Genomic DNA, 26,001 nt, shown 5'->3' with positions numbered 1-26,001 from the left:
TGTTCGTGAGTCCGTCCTCGTCCGGCCGGGATCAGCCGGCGGCGTGGGCGCCGATGACGGCCTGGGCGTACACGAGGCCGAGGCCGTAGGCGCCGCCGTGCTCCTTGACGACCTCCGTCACCGGCACGTACGTCTCGCCGCGGGCCCAGTCGCGCTGGAGCTCCAGCAGGACCTGCACCCAGGTGACCGGCACGGCACCGGCCTGCACCATGCGCTGGACGGCGTGCTCGTGCGCCTGCGGGCTGACACCGCCGGACGCGTCGGTGACCACGTAGACCTCGTAGCCCTGGGCGAGGGCGGACAGGGTCGGCAGGACCACGCAGACCTCGGTCCACAGACCCGCTATGACGAGCTTCTTGCGGCCGGTCGCCTTGACGGCCTCGGCGAACGCCGGGTCCTCCCAGGCGTTCATCGTGGTGCGGTCGACGATCTCGTGGCCCGGGAAGACCTCCGCGAGCTGCGGCATGATCGGACCGGAGAAGGACTCGGCGGCCACGGTGCTCAGCACGACGGGCACGTCGAAGACCCTGGCGGCCTTGGCCAGGCCCTGGGTGGCGTTGATGATCGCGGTGCGGTCGCCGCTGCCCGTGCCGAAGAACATCTGCGGCTGGTGGTCCACGAAGAGGACCGTGCAGTTGTCCGGCGTCAGCAGGTCGGGGCTGGGGGACGAGGTGACCTGGGCGATGTCGGTGATGGTCATGGTGGTGCCTTTCCCGTGGGTGTCGGCGACGGACGGGCGTCCGCGCCGGTCGTGGCCGTCCGGTGGACGGAAGCGGTGGGGATGCGTCCCGGCGGGGGCGGGCGGCGGTGCCGGCCGCCCCCGCGCGGTCAGAGGACGAAGCAGGGGTCGAAGGGCGCGTCGGCGCCGTCGGGGAGCAGGCCGCGCCGCACCCGCCAGGCGCGGTGCCGCTCTGACTCCGCGACGGCCTCGCCGAGCGACTCGGCCTGGCGCACGCCCGCCGACCGGGCGGCCTGGTAGCCGCCGAAGTGCGCCACCGGGCTCCACGCGGGGGTCACGGCCGGGAGCTGCTCGTCGAGCCCCTCGTATTCGCCGGCGGCGTACACGATCCGGCCGCCGGTGACCGTGAGCAGCGACTCGATGTGCGCGATCTCCGGCTCGGGCACGGTGAAGTAGTCGTCGGACAGCACCGCGAGATCGGCCAGGCAGCCCGGCCGCAGCACGCCCTTGACGTCTTCCTCGCCGGTCAGTTCGGCGCCGGCGACGGTGAACATCCGCAGCGCAATCTGCCGGTCGACGCGGTTGCCGCGCGGACGGAGCACGGCGTCGCCGGCGCCGCGCCCGCTCACCAGCCAGTGCAGGGCGACCCACGGGTTGTAGGTGGAGACCCGGGTGGCGTCCGTGCCGGCGGCCACGGTCAGCCCGCGGTCCAGCATGGCCCGGATCGGCGGGGCGTCCGCGGCGCGGCCGGGGCCGTACCGGCGCAGGAACGCCTCGCCCTGGAAGGACAGCCGGTTCTGGACGGACATGGCCCCGCCGAGCGCGGCGACGCGGTCGAGGCTCTCCGGCGACGCGGTCTCCGCGTGGTCGAACAGCCACCGGTTGCCCGCCGGGAACAGCCCCTCGGCGGCCAGCTTCTCGAAGACCGCGAGGTCGCGGCGGATGGTCTCGTCGTACGTGGCGTGCAGCCGGAAACCCCAGCCGTGCTCCATGAGGAGCCGGACCGCCTTCTCGAACTCCGCCTCGTAGGGGCCGAGTTCGGGACGCGGCTGGGCGAAGTTCTCGAAGTCCGCCGCCGCCCAGGTCAGGTTCTCGCCCGCGCCGTTGAGCCGGAGCCAGGCGTCCCCGTCCTCGGGCCGGGCCGTCTCGATCCAGCGGGTGAGGTCGGCTATCTCCTGGCCCGCCGTCTGCGGGAAGAGGTGGTAGGCGATGCGCAGCGACAACTGGCCGGCCTCCGCCAGCTCGATGACGGTGCCGTAGTTCTCGGGGAAGTTCTGGAAGCCGCCGGCGGCGTCGATCGCCGACGTCAGCCCGAACCTGTTCAGCTCGCGCAGGAAGTGACGGGTCGAGAGCTTCTTGTCCTCGCCCTCCAGGACCGGCGCCTTCGCCAGCGTCGAGTACAGCACGAGGGCGCTGGGCGCGGCCAGCAGCATGCCCGTCGGTCCGCCGTCCCGGCCGCGCACGATCTGGCCGCCCCGGGGGTCGGGCGTGTTCCGGTCGAACCCGGCCGCCCGCACCGCCGCCCGGTTGAGCACGGCCGCCTGGTACAGGTGCAGCACGAACACCGGGGTGTCGGGGGCGGCGGCGTTCAGCTCGGCGACGGTCGGCAGCCGCCGTTCGGCGAACTGCTCCGCCGACCAGCCTCCCACCACCCGCACCCACTGCCCCTTGGGGGTCCGCGCGGCCTGCTCGCGCAGCATCGCCAGGCCCTGGCGGAGCGTCGGGACGCCGTCCCAGCGCAGCTCCAGCACGTAGTTGAGACCGCCGCGGATCACGTGCAGGTGGGCGTCGTTGAGGCCGGGGACCATCCGCCGGCCGAGCGCGTCCACCACCCGCGTGCCCGCCCCGATGTGCGGGGCCACGTCCTTGTCGTCGCCGACGGCCGTGACGACCCCGCCGCGGATCGCGAGCGCCTCGGCGTGCGGGCGGCTCGGATCACCCGTGTGGATCTTCGCGTTGCGTACGACGAGCTCCGCGCCTTCGTCGGTGGCCTGGGGAACCAGTCCGCCGACCGGCATAGCAGACACGAGTGCGGGACCTCCTTGCGGAACGGGCGTCCCGCCGTCCGGCGCATGGGAGCCGGCCGACAGGACAAACGGTGGGGTGGGCGCGGGGGTCCGCCGCCGGCCGATCGGCGGGGAACGCCGAGTGCGGGGCGGACCGCGACCGCTGCGCCGTGAACGCTAGGTCCGGCCCCGCCCGCCTGGTGTCCCTTCCGCGCACCGCGGCGTTCCCCACAGCGCACGGGGCACAGCACGCGGCGCGGGCCGCGAGCACGCCGGCCGCGGCGGCCCCGCATCGGCGCCGGTCCGGCCGCCGCGGACGGCGTGCGCTGTGAGGACGCGAGGGGTGCGCGGACGGGCAACCACGGGTGCGGCGGCCGTTCTACCGTGCCGGTCAGTGGCGCCGGAGTGCTGGGCACGACGGTCCCGATCGCGTGCCGGCACGACCGGCCCCCCCGAAGTAGATCCAGGAGATTCACATGTCTGATGCCCTCGCGCCGGTGCAGCCGGTGCTGGAGCCCGCCGCGGCCGAGTTCGCCGAGGCGACCGCCAACCCGCCGTACTTGTTCGACCTCCCGCCGGCCGAGGGCCGCAAGGCCGTCGACGAGGTGCAGTCCGGCGACATCGCCATGCCGGACGTCGACGAGGAGTGGATCACCGTCGAGGGCGGTCCCACGGGCAGCGTCCGGGCCCGGATCGTCAAGCCCGCCGGCACCACCGGCACCCTCCCGGTCGTCCTCTACATCCACGGCGCCGGCTGGGTCTTCGGCAACGCCCACACCCACGACCGCCTGGTGCGCGAACTGGCCGTCGGCGCCCGGGCCGCGGTCGTCTTCCCCGAGTACGACCTCTCTCCCGAGGCCCGCTACCCGGTGGCCATCGAGCAGAACTACGCCGTCGCCACGTGGGTCGTGGAGCACGGCGCCGACAAGGGCCTGGACGGCTCGCGGCTGGCCGTGGCCGGTGACTCCGTCGGCGGCAACATGACCGCCGCCCTCACCCTGATGGCCAAGGAGCGCGGCGGCCCGGCGCTGGCCCACCAGGTGCTGTTCTACCCGGTCACCGACGCGAACTTCGACACGCCGTCCTACCACCAGTTCGCCACCGGCTACTTCCTGCGCCGCGACGGCATGCAGTGGTTCTGGGACCAGTACACCACCGACCCCGACGAGCGCGCCCGGATCACCGCGTCGCCGCTGCGGGCCACCGTCCAGCAGCTCCAGGACCTGCCGCCGGCCCTGGTCGTCACCGGCGAGGCCGACGTGCTGCGCGACGAGGGCGAGGCGTACGCCAACAAGCTGCGCGAGGCGGGCGTGCCCGTCACCGCCGTCCGCTTCCAGGGCATCATCCACGACTTCGTGATGCTCAACGCCCTGCGCGGCACCCACGCCGCCCAGGCCGCCATCGACCTGGCCGTGCGCACGCTGCGCTCGGCCCTGCACACCGCCTGACTGCGAAGGAACATCCCGGACATGAGCCACACCACCCCCACCGTCGTCCTCGTCCACGGCGCCTTCGCCGACGCCGCGAGCTGGTCCGGCGTCATCGAGGAACTGCAGAGCGACGGCATCCCCGTCATCGCGCCGCCGAACCCGCTGCGCGGCCTGACGGCCGACGCCGCGTACATCGCCTCCGTCGCCGCCCAGATCGACGGCCCCGTCGTCCTGGTCGGCCACTCCTACGGCGGTGCGCTCATCACCGTGGCGGGCACCACCGACAACGTCGTCGGACTCGTCTACGTCGCCGCGTACGTCCTGGAGGAGGGCGAGAGCCTCGGCGAGCTGCAGGGCCGCTTCCCCCTGGCGCCGCTGGTCGGCAACCTCAAGGAGTGGACGTACCCCGTCGCGGGCGGTGACCGGGCCGTCGAGGTCACCATCGCCGAGGACGCCTTCCCGTCGGTCTTCGCGGCCGACGTGCCGGCGGACGTCACCAAGGTGCTCGCGGCCGCGCAGCGCCCGCTCGCCGCCGCGGCCTTCGACGAGACGGCGCCCGCCGCCGCGTGGAGGACCAAGCCGTCCTGGGCCCTGGTGGCCGGCGCCGACAACGCGATCAACCCCGAGGTGGAGCGCTTCGGCGCGACGCGGGCCGGGGCGACCGTCGTCGAGGCCGAGGGCGCGTCGCACGCGGTCGCCGTCTCCCAGCCGAAGACGGTCGCGGACCTGATCCGCGAGGCGGTGCGCGCGACCGGCTGACCCGACGCCGAGCCGGACCGCGCGGACGCCCCCGACCCCCCGCCCGCGCGGTCCGGCTCCACCCCGGGCCCGGCCCCGGCCCTGCCCCGGTTGTCGTGCCGGTCCGGGCCCGGGGTCCCGTCTCGGTCCGACCCCGCCCGGCCTCGTGCCGGTTTCGCCGGGACCCGCTTGGGCCGGTCCGGCTCCGGCCCGTGCCTGGGCCAGGGCCGGTCCCGTCTCGGCCCGGCGCCGGTCCGCTCCGGTGCCGCGCCGGTTCCATGCCGGTCCCGCCGGCCCCCCCCGCTCGGGCCCGTGCCGGTCCCGTCCCGGCCTGCCCCCGGTACCGGTCCGCCCCGGCTTCGTGCCGGTCCGGCTCGGCCGTCGCTCGGGCTCCCGTCACGGTTCGGCTCGTCCGTGTCTCGGCCCCGCCCCGGCCTCGCGCCGGTCCCGTTCGGCTTCCGCCCGAGCCCGGACCGGTCCGTCCCGCCCCGTGGCGGGTCTCCCGCGGCGCGGTCGCGTGCCTCGGAGGAGCGGCAGGCATGCGCGTGCGCCGGGCGCTCGGCCCGTCGACGCCCGCCCCGGGAGGGTGCCGGGCCCCCGGGCCGTGGCCCGGTGTCACGCCGAAGTGGGCGTTGGCGGGCCGGGTTCGTCGTGGTCCCGTTCAGGGCGCGGTCGCCGCGCGGATCAGGGCCGTCGCCGCGGTCTCGACGTCCTCGGGCGTGGTCCAGCGGCCCAGGGACAGCCGCAGCGCGCCGAGTGCCCGGTCCCGGTCGAAGCCCATGGCGGTGAGCACCGGGGACGGCGTGCGGGTCCCGCTGTGGCAGGCGGAACCGGTGGAGGCGACGATCCCGTCGGCGGCGGCGAGGAGTTCATGTCCGAGCGCCCCCGCCACGCTGACGTCGAGCGTGTTCGGCAGGCGCCGCCGGACGGGTCCGTTCAGGCTCACCCGGCCCGGCAGCCCGGCCGCCAGCCGCTCGTGAAGGGTGTCGCGCAGCGCCGCGACACGCGCCGGGGCGCCGCTCGCGAGTTCCTCCGCCGCGATACGTGCGGCGGTGCCGAGGGCGACGGCCAGGGCCACGTTCTCCGTACCGGCCCGCAGTCCGCGTTCCTGGCCGCCCCCGTAGACGACCGGTTCCAGCCGCACCCCCTCCCGCACGTACAGGGCGGCCGTGGCCTTGGGCGCGTACATCTTGTGGCCGACGACGGTCAGCAGGTCGACGCCCGTCTCCCGGACGTCGAGGGGGATCTTGCCCGCGGCCTGGGCGGCGTCGCAGTGGAACAGCGCGCCCCGCGCGCGTGCGAGGGCGGCGAGCTCGGCGACCGGCTGGAGCGCGCCGGTCTCGTTGTTCGCGGCCATCACCGACACCAGCACGGTCTCCTCGGTCAGGGCGGCGGCCAGCACCCCCGGGTCGACCAGCCCCTCCCCGTCCACCGGCAGCACCGTGACACGCGTCCCGTGCAGGCGCCGCAGGGCCCGCGCCGTCTCCAGCACGGACGGGTGCTCGGTGGCCTGGACGATCAGGTGCGGCCGGGCGCGGCCGGAGGCGAGCACCGCGCCGCGCAGGGCCAGCAGGTTCGCCTCCGAACCCGAGGACGTGTGGACGACCTCGGGCGGGCGGGCGCCGATCAGGGCGGCCACCTGGGCGCGCGCCTCGGCCAACGCCCGGCGCGGCACAAGGCCGTAGTGATGACCGCTGGAGGGGTTGCCGAAGTGCTCCGTCAGGTGGGGCGCCATCGCCTCGGAGACCCGCGGGTCGACGGGCGTGGTGGCGTTGTGGTCCAGGTAGACGGGCCCTCCGGCCGGTCCGGGACGCGGCGGACGGTGTGCCATGGCTTCCTCCATGCGCCCATGGAACACCGTGCCGGGAGTCCGCAGGCGGAAGAGAACGGCGGCGCGCGGCCCGGTGCCCGGCCGCCCCGTCCGTGCGGGCCACCCGCACGGACGCGCCGTGACCCTGTGCGATGTGACACCACGTCACTATTTGATTACGCTGCGCATGTGAGCGGGGCATGGGTCGGCCGGGGCAGGCGCGCGGGACGGTCCCGCCGTGCCGCCCTGCTGCTCGGGCTGGTCCTCGTCGTCGCCGCCCACCTCACCGGCGCCGTCCACGCCTGCCCCCTCTCCGCCGGGGCGGCCCCGACCCCGGTGCCGGCGCAGGACGTCCCGCACCCGGCGGACGGCGCGGACGGCACGGATCCCACCGCACCCCGGCCGGATCACCGGCACGCGACGGACGGGCACCTCGACCACACGGCCGACCGCCCCCGCACCGCCCTGGACGACACCGCGCCCGGGGACGAGGACCCCCCGCCGGTGATCCCCGCCGTGCCGCGCGGACGGCTCGCGCACCCCGAGTGGCGCCACCCGCCGGTCGCCGCGCACCCCCCGCGGACCGGCTCCCTCCTCGTGCTCGTCCGCGTGCTGCGGCAATAGGCCGGCGACCGCACGCCCCGGACCCCTCTTCCGCGGGCGTGCTCCGCGTCCCCGCCCCTCCCGCGCACAGCGCCCGCCGCACTCCCGCCGGGCGCGAAGGAGCCGTACGCCCATGCACTTCCCCCTGCCCGAACCGTCCGGGTCCCGCACCTCCCGCGCCCTGACCGCGCGGCGCCCCGCCCAGCTCGTCGGCGACACCCCGGTCCTCTGGGTCGACGAACCGTTCGCCCCGCCCGGCCACGGCTTCCACGCCAAGCTGGAAGGCGCCAACCCGGGCGGTCTCAAGGACCGGCCGGCCCTGCACATGATCCGCGAGGCCCGCCGCCGCGGCGACCTCGCGCCGGGCGCGCCGATCGTCGAGTCCTCCAGCGGCACCCTCGGCCTCGGCCTCGCCCTGGCCGGGCTGACCTACGGCCACCCGGTCACCGTCGTGAGCGACCCCGGGATGGAACCCCCCGTGGCCCGCCTGCTCACCGCGCTGGGCGCGCGCGTCCTCCAGGTCGGCGCGCCGCACCCCGAGGGCGGCTGGCAGGAGGCCCGCCGCCGGCGCGTCGCCGACCTGCTGGCCCGCACCCCGGGCGCGTACTGCCCGGACCAGTACCGCAACCCCGACAACGTCGCCGCCTACCGGCCCCTCGCGGCCGAGCTGGCCGCCCAGCTCGGGTGGGTCGACGTGCTGGTGGCGGCGGTCGGCACGGGCGGGCACTCCGCCGGTGTCGCCGCCGTGCTGCGCGAGGCGTTCCCGCGGCTGACGCTCATCGGGGTGGACTCGGTCGGCTCGGCGATCTTCGGCCAGCCGGCCGGGCCGCGGCTCATGCGCGGCCTCGGCTCCAGCATCCACCCCGACAACGTCGACTACGCGGCCTTCGCCGAGGTCCACTGGGTCGGCCCGGCCGAAGCCGTCTGGGCCTGCCGGCGGCTCGCCCGGCACCACTACGCCTCCGGCGGCTGGAGCGTCGGGGCGGTGGCGCTGGTGGCCGGGTGGGCGGCCCGGACGTACCCCGCGGGGACCAGGATCGCCGCGATCTTCCCCGACGGCCCGCACCGCTACCTCCAGACCGTCTACGACGACGCCTGGTGCCGCGACCACGCGCTCCTCGGGCAGGCGCCGCCCGCCGAACCCGACGACCTCACCGAGCCGGACGCCCGCGCGGTGACGCGGTGGACCCGGTGCGCCCGGGTCCGCGACCCGCTCGCGCGCGGCCTCGTGAAGGCGGGTGCCCGGTGAGGCGGCCGTGGGCCCGGATGGGCTCCTTCGACCGGCCGGCCCGGCTGCTGATGGTGAACCAGTTCGCCATCAACCTGGGCTTCTACATGCTGATGCCGTACCTGGCCGACCACCTGGCCCACGGCCTCGGCCTCGCCGCCTGGGCGGTCGGCCTGGTGCTGGGGGTGCGCAACTTCTCGCAGCAGGGCATGTTCCTCGTCGGCGGCACCCTCGCCGACCGCTACGGCTGCAAGCCGATGATCCTCGTCGGCTGCGCGCTGCGGTCGGTCGCCTTCGTGCTGCTGGCGCTGGCCGGATCGCTGCCGGCCCTGGTGGCGGCGTCGGCGCTGACCGGCCTGGCGGGCGCGCTGTTCAACCCGGCCGTACGGGCCTACCTGGCGGCGGACGCGGGGGAGGAGCGGCGGGTGGCCGCGTTCGCCGCCTTCAACGTCTTCTACCAGGCGGGCATCCTGGTCGGCCCGCTCGCCGGACTGGCCCTGCTGGCCTGGGACTTCAGGGCGGTGTGCACGGTGGCGGCGGTCATCTTCGGTGCCCTGGCCGTGCTCCAGGCCCGTGCCCTGCCCGCCCGGCCCCCGGCCGGCCGCGGCACCGGACCCGCCTGGCGCGCGGTCGCCGCCGACTGGCGGACCGTCGCCGCCAACCGGCCCTTCCTGCTCTTCGCCGCCGCCATGAGCGGTTCCTACGTGCTGGCCTTCCAGGTCTACCTCGCCCTGCCGCTGCAGGCCCGCGCGCTCTTCGGCCCGCGCACCGGCGCGGTCACCGGCGCGGTCTTCGCCGCCTCGGCGCTCGCCGCGCTGGCCGGGCAGCTGAGACTGACCGCGTGGGCGCAGCGGACCCTGTCCGGACCGCGCGCCGTCGCCTGCGGGCTGGTCGTCATGGGCGCCGCCTTCCTGCCCCTGCTGCCGCGGGCGCACGGCGCCCTGACCGGGGCGGCCGCCCTCACGCTGTGCGCCGTCCTGCTCGCCTGCGGCGGGGCGCTGCTCTACCCGTTCGAGATGGACACCGTAGTCCGGCTCTCCGGCGACCGGCTCGTGGCCACGTACTACGGCGCCTACAGCACCGCCTCCGGGGTCACCGTCTCCGTGGGCAACCTGGCCGTCGGGGCGCTGTTCGACACGGGGGTGGCCTGGCTGCCGTGGGCGGTGCTGGCCGCGACCGGACTCGGCTGCGCGGGCCTGGTCACCGGGCTGCACCGGTCCGGGCATCTGGGGGCCGCGCCGGTACCCGTGCCCGGGTGAGGCGACCCGCCGCCGCGCGGGACGAGGCGTGCGCGCGCCCGGGCACCGGGCTCCCGGCGCGCGCACGCCGCCCGGTGTATACACCTCTCAGGACACGGTACTTCCCGGGTAGGCCCACGGTGCTTCCCCGCCCCGGCCCGGCCGGGGGCCGGGAACGGCAACAGAAAGGCACGCCATGTTCGACGACCTCGACGTCCATGCCTTGTACCGCCGACCCGGTGCGAAGTGGAGCGGAGTCGAGCCGGACGTCCTCCCGGCGTGGATCGCGGAGATGGACTTCCCGCCCGCCCCCTGCGTGCGCGCGGCCCTGCTGGCCTGCGTGGACGACGACCTCGGCTATCCGTCCTGGGACGAGCGGTCCGGGAGCAACCCGCTGCGGCCCGCCTTCGCCGAGCGCATGCGGGACCGCTACGGCTGGGATCCCGATCCCGCCCATGTCCGGGAGTTCACCGACATCAACCAGGGCCTCCAGGCCGTGCTGAACGCCGTCACGCGGCCGGGGGACGGTGTCGTGGTGCACACGCCGACCTACCCGCCGTTCCTGGAGACGATCGCGAGCATGGGCCGGCGCCTGCACCCGGTGCCCTACACCCCGGACGGCGACGGCTGGGCCTTCGACCCCGGCCGGCTGGAGGCGGAGCTGGCGGACGGCTCCTCCCAGGTGCTGCTGCTGGTCAACCCGCACAACCCCACGGGCCGCGTGCTGCGCCGCGAGGAACTGGAGGCGCTGGCGCGGCTCGCGCTCCGCCACGACCTGCTGGTGGTCGCCGACGAGATCCACGCCGAACTGGTGCACGCCCCGCACCGGCACATCCCGTTCGCCTCGCTCTCGCCCGAGGTGGCCGCGCGCACCGTGACCATGACCTCGGCCACGAAGGCGTTCAACGTGCCCGGGGTGCGCTGCGCCGTCGCCCACGTCGGCGCGGCGGAGGTGCGCGAGGCGCTGGCACACCCCACCCACCTGTACGGCGAGCCGAACACCTTCGGGGTCGCGGCCACGCTGGCCGCCTGGCGGGAGGGAACCGGCTGGCTGGAACGGCTGCACCCGGTCCTGGCCCGCAACGCCGCGCTGGTGGGCGACCTGCTCCCGCCCGGTGTCGGCTACCGCGTCCCGCAGGCCACCTTCCTCGCCTGGCTGGACTGCCGGGACCTGGCACTGGACACCGACCCCTACACCTTCTTCCTGCACAAGGCGCGGGTCCGGCTCAACGACGGCCGCGCGTTCGGGCCGGGCGGCGAAGGCTTCGTCCGGCTCAACTTCGCGACCTCGCGCGGCATCCTGGAGGAGATCCTGCACCGGATGCGCTCGTCCCTCGACTGAGCGGCCGGACGCGGCGCGCCGCGTGCCGTGGCCGGAACACGTGCATGGAATGCGGCTGCGGAAGCATCCGGGTAGGCATGGAGTGTGTGATCTACCAGCAGCGGACGGGCGAGAGCGAGCGGATCGACTGCCGGGGGCAGGACGACGGGTGCCAGGCCACCCTGGACCGTCTGGCCGTCCTGGAGCAGGACGAGTTCGCCTGGATACGCATGGACGAGCCCGGTCCGCAGGAGTTGCAGCGCCTCGGCACCTACCTGAAACTGCATCCGCTGGCCGTCGAGGACGCGGTCCAGGCGCACCAGCGGCCCAAACAGGAGCGGTACGGCGACGTCCTGGCGGTCGCCGTGAAGACGCTGTGGTTCGTCGAGCGGTCCGCGGACGTGGAGACCGGCGAGGTGATGATCTTCCTCGGCCCGTCCTTCGCGCTGACCGTGCGCCACGGCGCGCAGGACCCGACGGCGGAGGCCGCGCGCCGGATCGAGCGGCAGCCGGACATGGCGCGGCTCGGGCCGGTCGCCGTCCTGCACGCGGTGACCGACGTCGTCGTCGACGCGTACGCCGAGTCCGCCGCGCAGGTCCGCCAGGACCTGACGGAGTTGGAGGAGTGCGTGTTCTCGCCCGCCCGCGAGGACCTGACCGAGCGGATCTACTCCCTGAAACGGGAGGTGGTGGAGTTCCGCGACGCCGTCCAGCCGCTCGTCCCGGTCCTGCAGCCCTTCACCACGGCGCGCGACGACTGGCCGCGGCGGGTCGTGCCGTACTTCCGTGACGTCACCGACCACCTCACCCGCACCGACACCGAGGTCCGCGCCCTGGACGACCTGCTCGCCTCCGTGCTGGACGCCCACCTCGCGAAGGTGGGCACCTGGCAGAACGACGACATGCGCCGCATCAGCGCGTGGGCGGCGATCCTGGCCATCCCCACCCTGGTCGCCGGGATCTACGGCATGAACTTCTCCGACATGCCGGAACTGGACTGGCGCTGGGGCTATCCGTGCGCGCTCGCCGTGATGGCGCTGGGCTCGGGATGGCTGTACCGGTCCTTCCGCCGCAACGGCTGGCTGTGACACCGGACCGGGTGTCAGGCGGCGTGGAGCCGCCCGCCGCCCGTCACGGCCCGGCCGTCAGGAGTCCTCGATGGTGATGAAGGGGTCCCACTGGAAGTAGCCCTTCAACTGCCGGTGCCGGTCGAGGATCTGGAAGTAGAAGTGGTACACGACCTTGCCGACGCTCTTCACGGTGGTGCGCCAGTAGTGGTCCTGGTACTTCTGCGTCACGAAGTCCGGACGGCCCTCACCGCCCTCCCGCGGCAGCGGGTAGACGCCGTCGACCACCTCGATCTCCGGCGTCCGGATGAGCGTGTGGTCGCGGTCGCTGCTCACGTACCGGTACAGCAGCGCCTTGTAGTCGCTGCCCAGTGACAGCGTCGTCTCCCGCCACCGGACGGTGTCCCCGGGCTCGGCCCGCAGGTTCAGTTCGGCGCCCGAGGTACCGACGATGTGGTCGTGCCGCGTGGTCATGTAGATCAGGCTCTGGTCGACGTAGGTCGGCGCGTCCGGATTCCGTGACGCGTTGGGATTCTGCTCGACTATGGTGGCCGCGTCGAACGCGATCAGTACATTCAGATCAGCCATTTCTCTCCCCTTCGGGATGTGGAATCGCCCAGTGCGGCATTTTCGGTGGCGCCGGGTCCAGGACGAACACCGCCGGGCGCGGCCCGAGCCGGGTGTGGGCGGAGATCTCCTGGCAGGTTCACAGGCCCTCGTAGCCGTACGCCATCACCAGCGCGTCCTGAAGGGCGGGCAGCAACAGCTGTCCGGCGAAGTGTCGGTCACGCCAGCGATCGTAAATATGCCGAAACGATTCGGCGGTGCGTCGCGGAAACAACGTCCGGAAACCGCCGGGAGGGCCGGGTGGCGGGATTTCCACTTGCCGGGGATTGCGGCGCGAAGGCGGAAGTACCGTGCGGGGTGGAAGGGAAATGGGATGCGCCCGCGAATACAATTCAGCTCAGGAAAGAGAAGCCGCTGCGGCGGGGATGTGCCGGTCCCGTCCGCCGGCCCGGCGGGAAAAGGCTCACCGGCGTGCGGGCCTCCGGCCGGGATGTGCCGGGTCGAGGGTGAAGAGGGTGCCGTCGGAGGCGGCGAGGACGAGGGCGCCCCCGGCGAACCACACGGTGGGGAGCAGACCGCTGTCGAGAACCTCCGCGCGGGCCGCGGACTCCCACAGCAGGGTGCCCCGGGCCGCGTCCAGGGCGGCCACCCGGCCGCTGCCGCCGGCCAGGTAGACGGTGCGGCCCTTCCGGTCCACCGAGACCGTGCCCGGCGTCTCCAGGGTCGTGTGGCTCTTCCACAGCCGCTTCCCGGTCACGGCCGAGACGGCGGTGACCAGACCGCTGGAGGTGGCGAACCACAGGGTGCCGTGCGCCAGGGTCGGGACCCCGCCCCGGCAGCGTTCGGGCAGCTTCGTCACCGAGCGGCCGCCGGTGGCCGGGTCGACGCGCACGATCCGGGTGTAGGTCAGGTCGGGGCCGGTGGTCTCGGGCCGGTCGTCGGTCTCCAGGAAGAGGAGCCGGCCGTTCAGGACACCGGTGAAGGTCCGCTGCGGGGCCGGGGAGACGAGGACGCGGTCGGCGGTGCCGGCGGGGTCGACGACGCGGAACCGCGTGGCGTGGGCGCCCTCGGCGCTCTCGACGCACTCCACGTACGGGCGGTCGTCGACGGCGAGGGGCGAGCAGTCGTACCCCGCCGGGACGGGGATCTGCCGGCGCACCGTGCCCTGGCGCGCGGAGCGGACGGTCACCGTCCTGCCGTCGCCCTCCTGCGTCAGCGTCACTCCGGCGGCGTAGACCGAGCCGAGGCTGTCCTTGCGTACGGGGTGGGACCAGAGCTGTCGCCCGCGGGCGGTGTCGAGCGCGTGCACTGACTGGGAGGTGCCCCGGCCGTCCTCGCCGGTGGTCGCCAACTCCACCAGGACCAGGCCCTCGTGGACGCCGAGGACGGTCGTCGTGTACCGGGCGGCCGGCAGGGCGGCGGGGGCGATGCCGGAGCGCCACAGGGTGCGGCCGGTGGCGGCGTCGATGCGTTCGGGCAGGAGCGCGCTGCCGGCGCAGTAGAGGGCGTCACCGTCCGGCAGGCACTCGGGCGCCCTGGCGCCGTCGTACCCCGGCGCCTTCCGCACGCCCTGTCCGGCGGTCGCGGCCGCGGTCGTCTGCCACGGTGTCCAGCGGCTCGGCAGGGCGTCCCACCGGGAGGCGGGCGCGGCGTTCACCCGAGCGGCGGCGTCGCCGTCGCCCGAGGGGACCAGGAGGTAGCCCGTCAGGGCCGCGGCGAGCGCGGCCGAGCCGGCGACGAGGGCGCGGGCGGTGCGCCGCCGCGGCCGGCGGCGGTCCGGGGCGGTCTCGCCGGCGGTGTCGGGCGGACCGCCCGGGGGCACGGCGGCCGGCCACGGGGCCAGTGTCCGCGGTTCGCCGGCGGGCGGCTCCGGCAGCGCCTCGGCCAGCGCCTGTGCCAGCTCGTCCGCCCCGGGCCGGCCGGCCGGGTCCTTCGCCAGGCAGCGGTCCAGTACCGCGCGCACGGGCCCCGTCACCCCGTCGAGGACGGGCTCGTTGTGCACCACCCGGTACCCGGTGAGGAAGGGGCTGTCGGCGTCGAAGGGGCCGCGGCCGGTGACGCAGTACGCCAGCAGCGCGCCGAGGGAGAACACGTCCGAGGCCGGGCCGGCCGTGCGGGCGTCGGCGAACTGCTCGGGGGACATGAACGACGGGGTGCCGATCACCTGGCCCGTCTCGGTGAGGGTGTGGTGGCTCTCGGCCGCCCGGGAGATGCCGAAGTCGATGACCCGGGGGCCGTCGTGGGCCAGCAGGACGTTGGCCGGCTTCAGGTCGCGGTGCACCACTCCCGCCCGGTGGATGTCCCGCAGCGCCTCCACCAGCCCCAGGGCCAGGGGCCGCAACTCGCCGACGTCCAGGGGGCCGTAGTCGCGGATGCGGGCGGCGAGCGACGGGCCGGGCACGTACTGGGTGGCCATCCAGGGGGACTCGGCCTCGGGATCGGCGTCCACCACGGCCGCGGTGAACGCGCCGCTGACCCGGCGGGCGGCCTCGATCTCCTGCCGGAAGCGGGCGCGGAAGACGGCGTCGCGGGCGTACCGGGCGTGCACCACCTTGACGGCGACCTCGCGGCCGGAACGCGTTCTGCCCCGGTAGACCCTGCCCATGCCGCCGGCCCCCAGCCGGTCGACCAGGCGGTAACCGCCGATGGACCTCGGGTCGTCCCTGTGCAGCGGCACGCCCACCCCCTCACGTCGCCGGCGCTCGCAGGCGTCAGCATACGGAAGCCGGCCGGCGGCCCGTCACCGGCGCTCCGGCACCCACCGCCCCTCCCCGGGGCGCGGTCCTCCCCGCCCGGCCGCCCGGCATTCGGCACCGCCGGGTGGGCCGTCAGATGTTCCCGATGCGCTTGTTGACGGCCGCCTCGCCGACGAACAGCTCCGCCGCCATGGTCGCGTTGGTACGCTCCTGCGCCATCAGGGCCAGTACTTCCCTCTCCCGGGCGCTGAGCCGCTCCGGGGGATCGGGCCGGAGCCGGACCAACTGGTGGATCACCTCGCTCCACCACGGTCCCGGCGGCGGCTCGCTCGTGACGGCGGCCGGGTCCGGCGCCGTCACTCGCCGGGTCCGGCTCGGCCCCGGCAGGCCGGCTGCGACGGCCTGTGACCCGCGCCCGGCCGGCGGGGCCCGCCCGGCCGCACGTCCGAAGACCGTGCCGGTGCGGCCGAAGGCCACGGCTGCCCGCCGTCAGCCGAGAACCGTCGTCATGAGTCCTGCCCGTCGGCAGGGGCCGTCCCGGATGCCCGGCTGGAAGCCATGTGCCCACCCCGCTGCCCTTTTCGGGTCCTTCTCGGCGTCGGACCGGTGCGAGGCGGGTCCCGCGGGAAGCCGTAGGGGAGGCGCGAGAACCGGAGGACGCCGATGGCTGCCACTGAGAAAATCCTGATCATCGTGACGAACGTGGGCGAGTACGAGAAGGTGGGAATGCGCACCGGGCTGTGGCTCGGCGAGCTGACGCACTTCTACGACTACGCCAAGGACAACGGCTTCACACTCGACATCGCCAGCCCGGCCGGCGGGTACGTGCCGATCGATCCGGAGAGCCTGGCCCACGACGTGCTCGGCGAACTCGGCACGGACAGGCGCTACCGCGACCGCGAGTTCATGAACATGCTGGACCACACCGAGAAGGCCGGCGATGTCCGGGTCGAGGACTACGACGCCATCTACTTCACCGGCGGTCACGGGGTGATGTTCGACTTCCGCGACCCGGACCTGGCCGCACTGACGGCCCGGTTCCATGACAGCGGACGGATCGTCTCGGCGGTCTGCCACGGCCCGGCCGGCCTGCTGGATGTCACGCTCGACACCGGCGACCCGCTGGTCAAGGGCAGGAACGTCACCGGATTCTCCTGGCCGGAGGAGGAAGCCGCCCAGCGGGCGGACGCCGTCCCCTTCAGCCTGCAGGACGAGCTGAAGAAGCGCGGCGGGAACTACAGCATCGCCGACAAGCCGTTCGAGCCCCACGTGGTCACCGACGAGCGGCTGATCACCGGCCAGAACCCCGGCAGTGCCCGCCCGGTCGCCGAGGCTGTCGTGCACGCCCTGCGGACCCGGTGACCTGACTTTCGCCGCCTACGGTGCCGGAACCTTCCACGGTCTCGCACCCGATGCGTGAAGCGGGGCCGCCGCCGCGCTCCTCACCGGCCGTCCGCTGGACTGTCGCCCCGGCAACCAGCGTGGGCCGCAGCCCCAGTTGCCGTCCGCCCGGTGCCGCGGCGCGGTCCCGCGAGGCCGGCTGGACGGCATCGCCGTCGGCACCTCGATGCCGGCTTCCGCCGGGCCCGCCGCCCTGCGCGCACGAGTTGCGCGGGCGTGCGGCCTGCCAAGGCGCTGGCCGCGCCCCGCGCCGCCCTGGCTGCCCTGTCGGTCGTCACCCGCACCTGTGCGGGTCGCCGTGCCCAGCACGTCCGACCGCGACTCCCAACGCGGTCCGGGCGGCGTCGTGGGCGTCCGGGGTCCGGGTACGTGTGCGGTGTGCGCGGCGGACATCGTCCGGGCAGCGGGCGGGGAGAGGGCCGGTGCCTCCGCCGAAGCGGCGCACGGGCGTCGGCCCGCCGTGTCCGCCGCCTCGGTGCCCGGACCGTCCGGCCCCCGGGGTCTTCCCGCACGGCGAGGTCCGCGTCCCCGCCGCGGCCTGTGGAAGCGCTCAGTCGAGGACCGGGTGCAGTTCCGGGCGCTCTTCCCACCACGTGCGGTAGAAGGTGTCGCTGGGGATGCTGTCGAGGTACGCGCGTGCCGCAGCCCGGTACAGCAGGCCGGCGCGCTCGTCGGAGACCCCGGCCCGGTTCCAGGCGATCCGGATGCGTTCGGTGAGCGGGTCGCCGGCCAGCGGGCGCAGGACCGTTCCCTCGACCTGCGGCGAGGTGGGCTGGCACATGGAGACGGCCCGTCCGGCGGCGATCAGTTCCCAACGCATCTTGCGGTCGGCGATCCGGTAGCGCAGTTTCGGCGTGAAGCCGGCCTGGAGGCAGACGTCGGCCATGGCCTCCGGACCGCCGTCGCCGTCGTCGGTCAGCGCCGTCCAGGTCTCGCCCGCCAGGTCGGCGAGATCGATCTGCTCCTGCCCGGCCAGCGGGTGGGCGGCCGACAGGCGCACGCAGGCGGGTTCCTTCGGGATGAGGGTGCGGGCAGCCACACCGCCGGGGAGCGGCACCTCGTGGTCGCCGACCTCCCCGTACAGGATCGCGTCGTACTTTCCGGCACCGAGCATGCGGGTGAGTGTGGTCGCCGAGTGCTCGGTGGTGATGTCGATCTCGTGGTCGGGCAGTTCCTCCTCCAGGCGCCCGAACAGCCGGTCCACCAGGACGAGCATGATGCAGCCGAGCCGCAGTGCCGGATGGGGTGCGGCGGCTCGCGTCCCGGCGGTCAGAGCGTCCATCTCACCGAGCACCCGGCGCGCCACGGACAGTACGAACTCGCCGAGCGGGGTGGGCTCGACGCCGCTCCTGCTGCGGACGAACAGCTCGCCGCCGGTGGCCTGTTCGATACGCCGCAGTTGGGCGGAGAGTGCCGGCTGGGACACCCCGAGCCGGCCCGCCGCGCGCCCCAGACTGCCCGCTTCCGCCATCGCGCGGACAGCTTCGAGATGCCTCAACTCCAGCTGCATTTCACCAGCATATGCGGGGCGAGGGGGCGGCGTGGAGGGGCTCCGGCGGGCCGGTCATAACACGGGGCTTATGACCGGTGGGATGTCCCTTTCTTGCCATGCTCACGTCCATACTCGCCGCATCCCACCGACTTGCCCCCATGGAACTGGAGCAGACGTGCATTCGACCAGACTCACGGCGGCCCTCGCGGCGCTCACGCTGACGGCGGGCCTCGCGGGCACCCTCGCCGGCACCACCGCCGCGGCCGCCGAGGGCGGTTCCGCCCCCGCCGCGCACCACCCCGGCCCCCTGCGCACCGGTGCCCTGGAGGCCGAACTCAGCCCGGCCCAGCACCAGGCCCTGATCCGCAGCGCCCAGGGCAGGACGGCCGGCACCGCCCGCACCCTCGGCCTCGGCGCCAAGGAGAAGCTGGTCGTCAGGGACGTCACCAAGGACGCCGACGGCACGCTGCACACCCGCTACGAGCGTACCTACGACGGGCTGCCCGTCCTGGGCGGCGACCTCGTCGTGCACACCCCGCCCGCCTCGCTGGCCAAGGGGACCGTGAGCACCACCTTCAACACCAAGCGCGCCGTACGGGTGTCCTCCACCACCGCCACCCTCACCAAGGCCGCCGCCGAGACCAAGGCGCTGAAGACCGCGAAGGCCCTGGACGCCGTCAAGCCCGCCGCGGACAGCGCCCGCAAGGTGATCTGGGCCGGCGCCGGCACCCCGACGCTCGCCTGGGAGACCGTGATCGGCGGCTTCCAGGACGACGGCACACCCAGCAAGCTGCACGTCATCACCGACGCCACGACCGGCCAGGAGCTGTACCGGTACCAGAGCGTCCAGACCGGCGTCGGCAACACCCATTACAGCGGCCAAGTCCCGCTGACCTCGACCAAGTCGGGCTCCTCGTACACCCTGACCGACGCCACGCGCGGCGGCCACAAGACGTACAACCTCAACCACGCCACCTCCGGCACCGGCACCCTGTTCTCGCAGACCAGCGACACCTGGGGCGACGGCACCAACTCCACCGCCGCCACCGCCGCCGCGGACGCCGCCTACGGCGCGCAGGAGACCTGGGACTTCTACAAGGACACCTTCGGCCGCAGCGGCATCAAGAACGACGGCCAGGCCGCCTACTCCCGCGTCCACTACGGCAACGCGTACGCCAACGCCTACTGGGACGACAGCTGCTTCTGCATGACCTACGGCGACGGCACCGGGAACAACGACCCGCTGACCTCGCTGGACGTCGCCGGCCACGAGATGAGCCACGGCGTCACCTCCAACACCGCGGGCCTGAACTACTCGGGCGAGTCCGGCGGCCTCAACGAGGCCACCTCCGACATCTTCGGCACCGGCGTGGAGTTCTACGCCGACAACAGCTCGGACACCGGTGACTACCTCATCGGCGAGAAGATCGACATCAACGGCACCGGCGCCCCGCTGCGGTACATGGACAAGCCCAGCAAGGACGGCAAATCCGCGGACTCCTGGTCCTCCTCCCTCGGCAACCTCGACGTCCACTACTCCTCGGGCCCGGCCAACCACATGTTCTACCTGCTCTCCGAGGGCAGCGGTACCAAGACGATCAACGGCGTCACGTACAGCAGCCCGACCTCCGACGGCGTCGCCGTCACCGGCATCGGCCGCGACGCCGCCCTGCGGATCTGGTACAAGGCGCTGACGTCGTACATGACGTCCAGCACCACCTACGCCGGCGCCCGCACCGCCGCGCTCAACGCGGCCTCCGCGCTGTACGGCGCGAACTCCGCCCAGTACGCCGCCGTCGGCAACGCCTTCGCGGGCATCAACGTCGGCAGCCACATCACCCCGCCGAGCAGCGGCGTCACCGTCACCAACCCCGGCAGCCAGTCCTCCGCCGTCGGCACCGCCGTCAGCCTCCGGATCCAGGCGAGCAGCACCGGCGGCGGCTCCCTGACCTACAGCGCCTCCGGCCTGCCCACCGGCCTGTCGATCAACGGCTCCACCGGCGTGATCTCCGGTACGCCCACCACGGCCGGGACCTACAGCACCACCGTCACGGTGAAGGACTCCACCGGCGCGACCGGTACCACCACCTTCTCCTGGACCGTCGGCACCGGCGGCGGGGGCACGTGCTCCTCGGCCCAGCTCCTGGCCAACCCGGGCTTCGAGTCCGGCGACACCGGCTGGACCGACAGCGGCGTCATCAACAACGACACCCGTGAGCCGGCCCACGGCGGCTCCTGGACGGCCTGGCTCAACGGCTGGGGCTCCACGCACACCGACACGCTGTCCCAGTCGGTGACGATCCCCGCGGGCTGCAAGGCCACCCTCACCTTCTACCTGCACATCGACACCGCGGAGAGCGGCAGCACCGCCTACGACAAGCTGACGGTGACCGCCGGCTCCAAGACCCTCGCGACGTACTCGAACGCCAACGCGGCCTCCGGCTACAGCCAGAAGTCCCTCGACTTGTCCTCCCTGGCGGGCCAGACGGTCACCCTGAAGTTCACCGGCGTCGAGGACGCCTACCTCGCCACCGACTTCATCGTGGACGACACCGCCCTGACGACCGGCTGAACACGCACCGGCCGTCCCGGTCCCGCACCCCCTCCCCGGTGCGGGACCGGGCAGTACAACGACTGTGCCGTGGCCAAGGCGATACGGGCCGGCGGCTGCAAGCCGGCAGTGATCCACGTGGGGGAAGAGCAAGCGGGGCGAGCGCACCATGGTGCGGTTCGCCGTCAGCGGACAGCGGCCCACGCCGGTCCCGTCATGGCGCGCGGTGGAAGGCCCGGAAGCTCTCGAGGCGTTCCAGCAGCGCACGGCCCTCGTCGCGCCGGGCGCCCGGGGCGAGAGCCCGCAACAGGGCGCCGACGGCGACCGGGTCCGGCCCGGACGGCGCGCGGGTGAGCCGGCGCACCTCGTCGGGGGCCAGCGGGGTGCGGGTCTCGTGGCCGTTCGCCGCGCAGAGGGTGCCGGAGTCCGGGTCCGGCGCCCACAGCACGGGCGCCTGCGGGTCGCCGCGCAGCCGGTCCGCGTCACTGAGGGCGCGGGGCGCCGCGGCGGGCGGAACCGGCTCGAAGCCGCCGGCGGTCCAGCGGCGCAGGGAGAGCACGGTGACCCGGCGGCGCATCGCGACGGGGTCGGCGAAGTCGTACAGGGCCCGTGCGGCGCTGGTGAGCGCCTCGGGCAGCGTGGGAGCGAGGACGCCTCCGGTCGCGGGGCCGGGCGCGGTCAGGGGGGCGTCCGTGGTGCCCGGCAGGGTGTCCAGGCCGCCGCGGCCGGCGAGGCGGGCCGGGTCGAGGTCGGCGAGCAGGTCTTCGAGTTCGTAGCCGGTGTGGTGCCCGTCGCGGGGGACGCCGACGTTGACGCTGGTCGCCGGGGCGGCGGTGGCGCTCTCGCCGACGTGGTAGTAGTCGGCGGGCCAGTACAGCAGTTCGCCGGGGCCCACCTCGGCAGGCACGGACGCCGCGATGTGCCGGGCGTAGTCGGTCTTGGTCGAGACGGGTTCGTCCCACGGCCTGCGCGGCCAGAACCGCATCCGCTTGCGGCCGCGCAGGCCGAACAGGAAGGTGGCGAAGCGGTCCTTGTGGACGCCGACCGGGCTGTGCTCGTAGGTGCCGTGGAACAACGTGGTGATGGCGCCGGTCAGCGGCAGGCCGGCGGTCCGCCACAGCGGGGCGAAGAACGCGCGCTCCCGGGACCACAGCGCGGCGTCGAAGGCGTGGAAGCCGTTGACCACCAACGCGTACCGGCGGTCGTCCAGGCGGGCGGCGAGCCGTGCGTCGTAGGCGTCGAACGCGCCGTCCCCGGCGACGGGCAACACCCCGTGGGCGTCATGCCGTTGGACGGTGTCGACCGTGAACTGCACGTTGGGCGGCACGGGTGCGTCCGCTGTGCTCGTGGCGCAGCCGCGCACGGTGGCACGGAACACCTCCGGCGCCGTGAACGGCGCCGGAGCGACGGAGCGGAACAGGACCGGGCACCGGTCCCAGTACCGCTCCATCAGGGTGCTCCAGGAGAACTCCTCCTCGACCGCCGGGATCGGTTCCTCGCTCATGCCGTGTCCGTCCTCCCGACCACGTCCACGCCGCGCAGGACGTGCAGTTTGTTGAGCAGCGCGGCGACCTGCGCCTGGCGTCCGGGGCCGGCCTCGGCGCACAGTTCCGCGACGGTGTGCGCGCCGGGTTGCCGCAGCAGGTGCAGGACGCGCTCGCCGAGCGTGCCCCGCAGGGAGAAGGCGTGGCCGTCGACGGCCCAGATCCACCCCTGCTCCTCGTCGAGCGGCATGCGCACGACGGGCGAGGCGGGCCGCAGCCGGTCCTCCGGTGCGAGGGTGACGGGCGCCCGGGGGGCCGGGGCGGGTTCCAGCGCACCCGCGCTGACCCGGCGCGCCCACAGGACGCGCAGGATGCGGCCGAGCCGTTCCTCACCGGTCACCTGCCGCAAGTCCCCTGCCGCCTGCCCCAGTTCGGGTACCTCTGGCGCACCGCCTTCCCCCTCGGCGGGCGGGTACGGCAGGCAGGGGACGTGGTCGTGGCCGCGTCGTTCGTGCAACAGGCCCGCGACGACGTCCTTGACCGCTTCCGTCAGCAGGCGGGCATCGGCCGGGACCAGCAGCCGCAGCGCGAGGGTCCGCGAGCCGTAGCGCAGGCAGTGGGGTCGTCCCGCGGGCCAGTGCAGCAGCTCCCCGGTGCCGGCCGTGCGGGCAGGACCGTCCCGGGGGTGCTCCGGCAGCACCGTGACGCTGCCGTGCAGCACCCATACGAGACTGGAGTGCGCGGGTTCGCGCCGCAGTCCGTCGCCGTCGGTGATCCCTTCGCCGAGGGCGAGTTCGGCGACGACCGGCAGCACGGGATGGCCGATCCGTGCCCACAGCGGTGCGACCAGGTCGCGTACCTGCGCCCACAGGACGTGGTCGAGCAGAAGCGGCTGTTCCACGGCGAGCAGCCGGCCCTTCCCTCCCGTCCGGGCGTCGAGCCGCGAGGCGTACCGCTCGGCGGTGTCGTCCCGCGGGCCGGGCAGCAGATCGCCGGGCGTCCGGATCCGTCCGCCCTCGACGAGGAACCGCACGTCGGGCAGCGCGCGGAACCGGGTGCCCGCCCGGAAGGGCCGTGCCGCCCGCACCATGACCGTGTACGCGCGCAGGGCGTCGACCGCAGCCGTCCCGCCGGGCGCGGGGGCGACGGCGGGCTCGCGCCCCCGGTGTCGGGCGGCCAGGTCGTCCCAGGCGGCGGTCACCGGGTCCGGGTGCGGTAGCGGCTGCGCAGGCGGCCTGCGTAGCGTGCGAGCGGTTCCATCCCCAGGTCGCGCCGCAGTTCGTCGACCCGGTCGGGCTGTTCGATGGGACACGGCTCCAACCCTCCCTCGCCCATGCGGAACTTGGTCCCGTACACCTGCGGGCGGCCCTGGCCGACCCGCAGCGCGTCGGTGACGTAGGCCACCTGACGCCACGGCAGATCCCCCTCCCGGGCCGCCCGCCGGATCAGCCGGAGGCACTCCTGCCGGAAGGCGACCGGGCCCTCGGCGTGCTGCACGAGCCGGCACGCGGCTGCCGCGGCGGCCGGCCCGACGAGGGCGTGACCGGGCCAGCCGTACCGGGCCACGACGTCGGCCAGCCATCCCGTACCCGCCGTGGTCAAGGCGGCCAGCCGCTTCTCCGTCGCCTCGTCGGTGAAGCCGGAGGCCACCCAGCGGGCGCGCAGGACCGCGTCGACCCGGTCCATGCGCAGCAGCCGCCGCCGCACATCCGGCGCCGGCCCGGGACGGGCGAACGGCTCCACGCGGATGCGGACCGTCTCCCGGTCCCAGGCGTACGTGATCCGCCGTCCCGCTTCGGCCCAGGTGAACTCGGCCCAGCCGGTGTGCCGGTCGGTGACGCGCACCCGGACGCCGTCACCCTCGAAGGTGCCTGGTCCCACGGTGGCGCAGGCGTACTCGACCGCGTCGCGCAGTGCCACGCCCAGGCCGGCCAGGTCCCGGCCGCGCTCGTCGACCACGGCGGCGGACGGCGGCCAGGCGGGGTCGGGGTCCGCGGGGACGGTGAGGTGCGCGGCGGGGCCGGGGCCGTGGGCGGGGTCCGCCGTGCGCAGCAGTGGGCCGCCGTGCGCGCGGCGGAAGAAGTAGGGGACGTCGCCGATGTCGAGCTGGGCCGTCTCGGCCGGGCCGAAGACGGGCTCGGCGAGGGCTCCGTGGACGGCGCCGGCAGTGGCGCCGGCCGTGTCCTGGGGCACGGTCGCGGGGGCGCCGCACGGCCGCGCCGGGGACGGCGTCCCGGCGCGGGTCCCGGTGCCGGTGAGGCGGTCGGCCAGGACCTCCGTGTACGCCTCCGTCGGCTTGAGCAGCACGCGGACGTACATGTCCGGTGCGGCCCGCCGGAGGTAGGCGCGGATGCGGTCGTGATGGCGGGACATCAGCGTCCACGCGTCGAACATGCCGCGCAGGAAGGACGGCAGGTAGGGCCCGTGCCCGGCGCGCCCGTGGGTGTCGGCGACGACCGTGCGGGTGCCGGCCCGGGTGCAGGGCCGGTCCCGCCGTACGAGGCGTGGTCCGCCGTCGGCGGTCTCGGTGAAGTGGGCGACGGGTCCGTCGACCGTGCACCAGCGGGGCCGGTCCTCGAAGCCCGGATGGTGATGGTCGCCGGCGGCTTCGTCGGCGACGAGCCCGGTGTCGTGAAGCCGCCGCAGCGGTGTCAGGAAGATCTCCAGGTCCACGGGGTACGGCAGGGGTTCCCGGTCCTGGGGCCGGGCGCCGGCCAGGAGGTTGCCCTCGCCGAGGTCGGCGATGCCGAAACGGAACGCCGCGGCGGCGAGCGAGCCCGCCCGGTGCCAGTAGCGTTCCGCCTGGCGCCGGCCGAGGCGGGGGCCGTGCAGCCGCCGGCCGTTCCCCGAACGGATCACGCCCCACTGCGCGGGTGGTTCGAGCCACTCCTGCCAGGTGTACTCCCGTCCGTCGGGGCCGGAGCCGGGCGTGCAGCGCAGCACGGGAAGGCGTACCGGTCCGGACGCGCTCGGCAACGCGTTGAGCAGAGCGAACACGGAGTCGTCCGGGGGCAGGAAGAGGACTTCGCCGCCGGCCGGGCGCGGCTTGTAGGCGATGCTGCCGCCGCCCAGGCGCACCCGCAGCACTCGGCGACGGCCGTTGTGGGTCTCCGCGCCCCGGGCCTCGATGCCGGTCACCGGCAGCCGCAGGCCGGGCCGGTCGAACCAGCGGGTGCCGCTGTCGCGGGCGAGACGTTCCAGGAAGCGGTCCAGGAAGCCCGTCCAGCGGGCGCACTCCGCGTCGGCGTCGTAGGCGACGCCGGCGGCGCACGCGGTGAACGCCTCGCACACCAGCGGACCGAACAGCGCGCCGTCGGTGACGTCGAGCACTCCGGGCGCGAGAAGGGCGGTGTGCCGGGCGGCGGTGCGGCCGCACCAGGCATCGAGGGCGTCCAGCAGCGAGTCGAGCGGAGCGAAGCGGCGGTCGGTGAGCGCGGCCGCCAGCAGCGCGGCGTCCGACTCACCGGCCAGGTCGCGGTCATGGACGAGGAGGCCGTCCTCGCCCAGGCGCAGCACCGGAGGGAACATGGGGCCGGCGGCGCCCGCCCGTACGGCGTCGATCACCCTGCGCGCGGCGGGGCCGGGCGCAGGGGCGCTCCTCCGCGCGGTCGGCGCGACCGCGTCCGCCTGCCACAGCACCTGCGTCATGGCGTCCTTCCCGGCGCGGTGCCGTCCCGCCCGGGGCGGAAC

18 protein-coding genes and 1 pseudogene are annotated in these 26,001 nt (G+C 74.6%); 9 read left to right on the top strand and 10 right to left on the bottom strand.

Going from position 1 to position 26,001, the window contains the following annotated elements; translation table 11 throughout:
- Nucleotides 1–31 precede the first annotated feature (31 nt).
- Together ACZ4K2_RS21300 and ACZ4K2_RS21295 are read right to left on the bottom strand one after the other, a co-directional pair.
- On the bottom strand, nucleotides 32–694 hold the full coding sequence (locus tag ACZ4K2_RS21300) for a hydrolase (protein WP_467475635.1): 663 nt from the start codon (nucleotides 692–694) through the stop codon (nucleotides 32–34).
- Nucleotides 695–828: 134 nt separating this feature from the next.
- Nucleotides 829–2,697, bottom strand: coding sequence for an amidohydrolase (locus ACZ4K2_RS21295; protein ID WP_467475634.1), 1,869 nt, complete (start codon nucleotides 2,695–2,697; stop codon nucleotides 829–831).
- Nucleotides 2,698–3,161: 464 nt separating this feature from the next.
- On the opposite strand from ACZ4K2_RS21295, the gene ACZ4K2_RS21290 reads away from it, so the two are divergent.
- Nucleotides 3,162–4,133, top strand: a complete 972-nt coding sequence (locus ACZ4K2_RS21290; protein ID WP_467475535.1) for an alpha/beta hydrolase — start codon at nucleotides 3,162–3,164, stop codon at nucleotides 4,131–4,133.
- Nucleotides 4,134–4,154: 21 nt separating this feature from the next.
- Nucleotides 4,155–4,874: an alpha/beta fold hydrolase gene (locus ACZ4K2_RS21285; protein ID WP_467475534.1), complete on the top strand. Its 720-nt coding sequence runs from the start codon at nucleotides 4,155–4,157 to the stop codon at nucleotides 4,872–4,874.
- 640 nt (nucleotides 4,875–5,514) lie between these two features.
- On the opposite strand, the gene ACZ4K2_RS21280 is transcribed toward ACZ4K2_RS21285, so the two are convergent.
- Nucleotides 5,515–6,684: a cysteine desulfurase family protein gene (locus ACZ4K2_RS21280; protein ID WP_467475533.1), complete on the bottom strand. Its 1,170-nt coding sequence runs from the start codon at nucleotides 6,682–6,684 to the stop codon at nucleotides 5,515–5,517.
- Between the two features lie 168 nt (nucleotides 6,685–6,852).
- Here ACZ4K2_RS21280 and ACZ4K2_RS21275 point away from each other — a divergent pair, with 168 nt between their 5' ends.
- The 5 genes from ACZ4K2_RS21275 to ACZ4K2_RS21255 all read left to right on the top strand — a co-directional run bounded on the left by ACZ4K2_RS21275 (nucleotide 6,853) and on the right by ACZ4K2_RS21255 (nucleotide 12,141).
- Nucleotides 6,853–7,287 carry a hypothetical protein gene (locus ACZ4K2_RS21275; protein ID WP_467475532.1) on the top strand — a complete coding sequence of 145 codons (435 nt, stop codon included), beginning with the start codon at nucleotides 6,853–6,855 and terminating at the stop codon, nucleotides 7,285–7,287.
- 112 nt (nucleotides 7,288–7,399) lie between these two features.
- A complete protein-coding gene (locus ACZ4K2_RS21270; RefSeq protein ID WP_467475531.1) occupies nucleotides 7,400–8,515 on the top strand; it encodes a PLP-dependent cysteine synthase family protein in 1,116 nt (371 codons plus the stop codon).
- Nucleotides 8,512–9,753, top strand: coding sequence for an MFS transporter (locus tag ACZ4K2_RS21265; protein ID WP_467475530.1), 1,242 nt, complete (start codon nucleotides 8,512–8,514; stop codon nucleotides 9,751–9,753). Before ACZ4K2_RS21270 ends, ACZ4K2_RS21265 begins: the two co-directional genes overlap by 4 nt.
- A 175-nt stretch (nucleotides 9,754–9,928) precedes the next feature.
- Entirely contained in the window at nucleotides 9,929–11,074 is a 1,146-nt protein-coding gene (locus ACZ4K2_RS21260; protein ID WP_467475529.1) for a MalY/PatB family protein, read from the top strand.
- 77 nt (nucleotides 11,075–11,151) lie between these two features.
- A complete protein-coding gene (locus ACZ4K2_RS21255; RefSeq protein WP_467475528.1) occupies nucleotides 11,152–12,141 on the top strand; it encodes a magnesium and cobalt transport protein CorA in 990 nt (329 codons plus the stop codon).
- Between the two features lie 57 nt (nucleotides 12,142–12,198).
- Here ACZ4K2_RS21255 and ACZ4K2_RS21250 read toward each other — a convergent pair whose 3' ends face one another.
- The 3 genes and pseudogenes from ACZ4K2_RS21250 to ACZ4K2_RS21240 all read right to left on the bottom strand — a co-directional run.
- On the bottom strand, nucleotides 12,199–12,708 hold the full coding sequence (locus tag ACZ4K2_RS21250; protein ID WP_467475527.1) for an inclusion body family protein: 510 nt from the start codon (nucleotides 12,706–12,708) through the stop codon (nucleotides 12,199–12,201).
- Between the two features lie 442 nt (nucleotides 12,709–13,150).
- Complete coding sequence (locus ACZ4K2_RS21245; RefSeq protein WP_467475526.1) at nucleotides 13,151–15,364, bottom strand: protein kinase domain-containing protein; 2,214 nt, start codon at nucleotides 15,362–15,364, stop codon at nucleotides 13,151–13,153.
- A gap of 154 nt (nucleotides 15,365–15,518) precedes the next feature.
- A pseudogene (locus ACZ4K2_RS21240) lies at nucleotides 15,519–15,708 on the bottom strand (LuxR C-terminal-related transcriptional regulator); the annotation flags it as partial.
- A gap of 338 nt (nucleotides 15,709–16,046) precedes the next feature.
- On the opposite strand from ACZ4K2_RS21240, the gene ACZ4K2_RS21235 reads away from it, so the two are divergent.
- Complete coding sequence (locus ACZ4K2_RS21235) at nucleotides 16,047–16,745, top strand: type 1 glutamine amidotransferase domain-containing protein (protein WP_467475525.1); 699 nt, start codon at nucleotides 16,047–16,049, stop codon at nucleotides 16,743–16,745.
- Between the two features lie 589 nt (nucleotides 16,746–17,334).
- Here ACZ4K2_RS21235 and ACZ4K2_RS21230 read toward each other — a convergent pair.
- On the bottom strand, nucleotides 17,335–18,294 hold the full coding sequence (locus ACZ4K2_RS21230) for a LysR family transcriptional regulator (RefSeq protein WP_467475524.1): 960 nt from the start codon (nucleotides 18,292–18,294) through the stop codon (nucleotides 17,335–17,337).
- Between the two features lie 157 nt (nucleotides 18,295–18,451).
- Here ACZ4K2_RS21230 and ACZ4K2_RS21225 point away from each other — a divergent pair, with 157 nt between their 5' ends.
- Nucleotides 18,452–20,848, top strand: coding sequence for a M4 family metallopeptidase (locus ACZ4K2_RS21225; protein WP_467475523.1), 2,397 nt, complete (start codon nucleotides 18,452–18,454; stop codon nucleotides 20,846–20,848).
- 193 nt (nucleotides 20,849–21,041) lie between these two features.
- On the opposite strand, the gene ACZ4K2_RS21220 is transcribed toward ACZ4K2_RS21225, so the two are convergent.
- The 3 genes from ACZ4K2_RS21220 to ACZ4K2_RS21210 are packed head-to-tail and all read right to left on the bottom strand — an operon-like array spanning nucleotide 21,042 to nucleotide 25,959.
- Nucleotides 21,042–22,331 (bottom strand): JmjC domain-containing protein, encoded by a 1,290-nt coding sequence (locus ACZ4K2_RS21220; protein ID WP_467475522.1) that lies wholly within the window; start codon nucleotides 22,329–22,331, stop codon nucleotides 21,042–21,044.
- Nucleotides 22,328–23,512 (bottom strand): hypothetical protein, encoded by a 1,185-nt coding sequence (locus tag ACZ4K2_RS21215; protein WP_467475521.1) that lies wholly within the window; start codon nucleotides 23,510–23,512, stop codon nucleotides 22,328–22,330. The genes ACZ4K2_RS21220 and ACZ4K2_RS21215 overlap by 4 nt, the downstream gene beginning before the upstream one ends.
- Entirely contained in the window at nucleotides 23,509–25,959 is a 2,451-nt protein-coding gene (locus ACZ4K2_RS21210; RefSeq protein WP_467475520.1) for a DUF4135 domain-containing protein, read from the bottom strand. The genes ACZ4K2_RS21215 and ACZ4K2_RS21210 overlap by 4 nt, the downstream gene beginning before the upstream one ends.
- Nucleotides 25,960–26,001 lie beyond the last annotated feature (42 nt).

Source organism: Streptomyces sp. NPDC025833, assembly GCF_055558055.1.
Note: the sequence above shows the minus strand (reverse complement) of the source record. Positions and strands in the feature narration are given on the sequence as shown.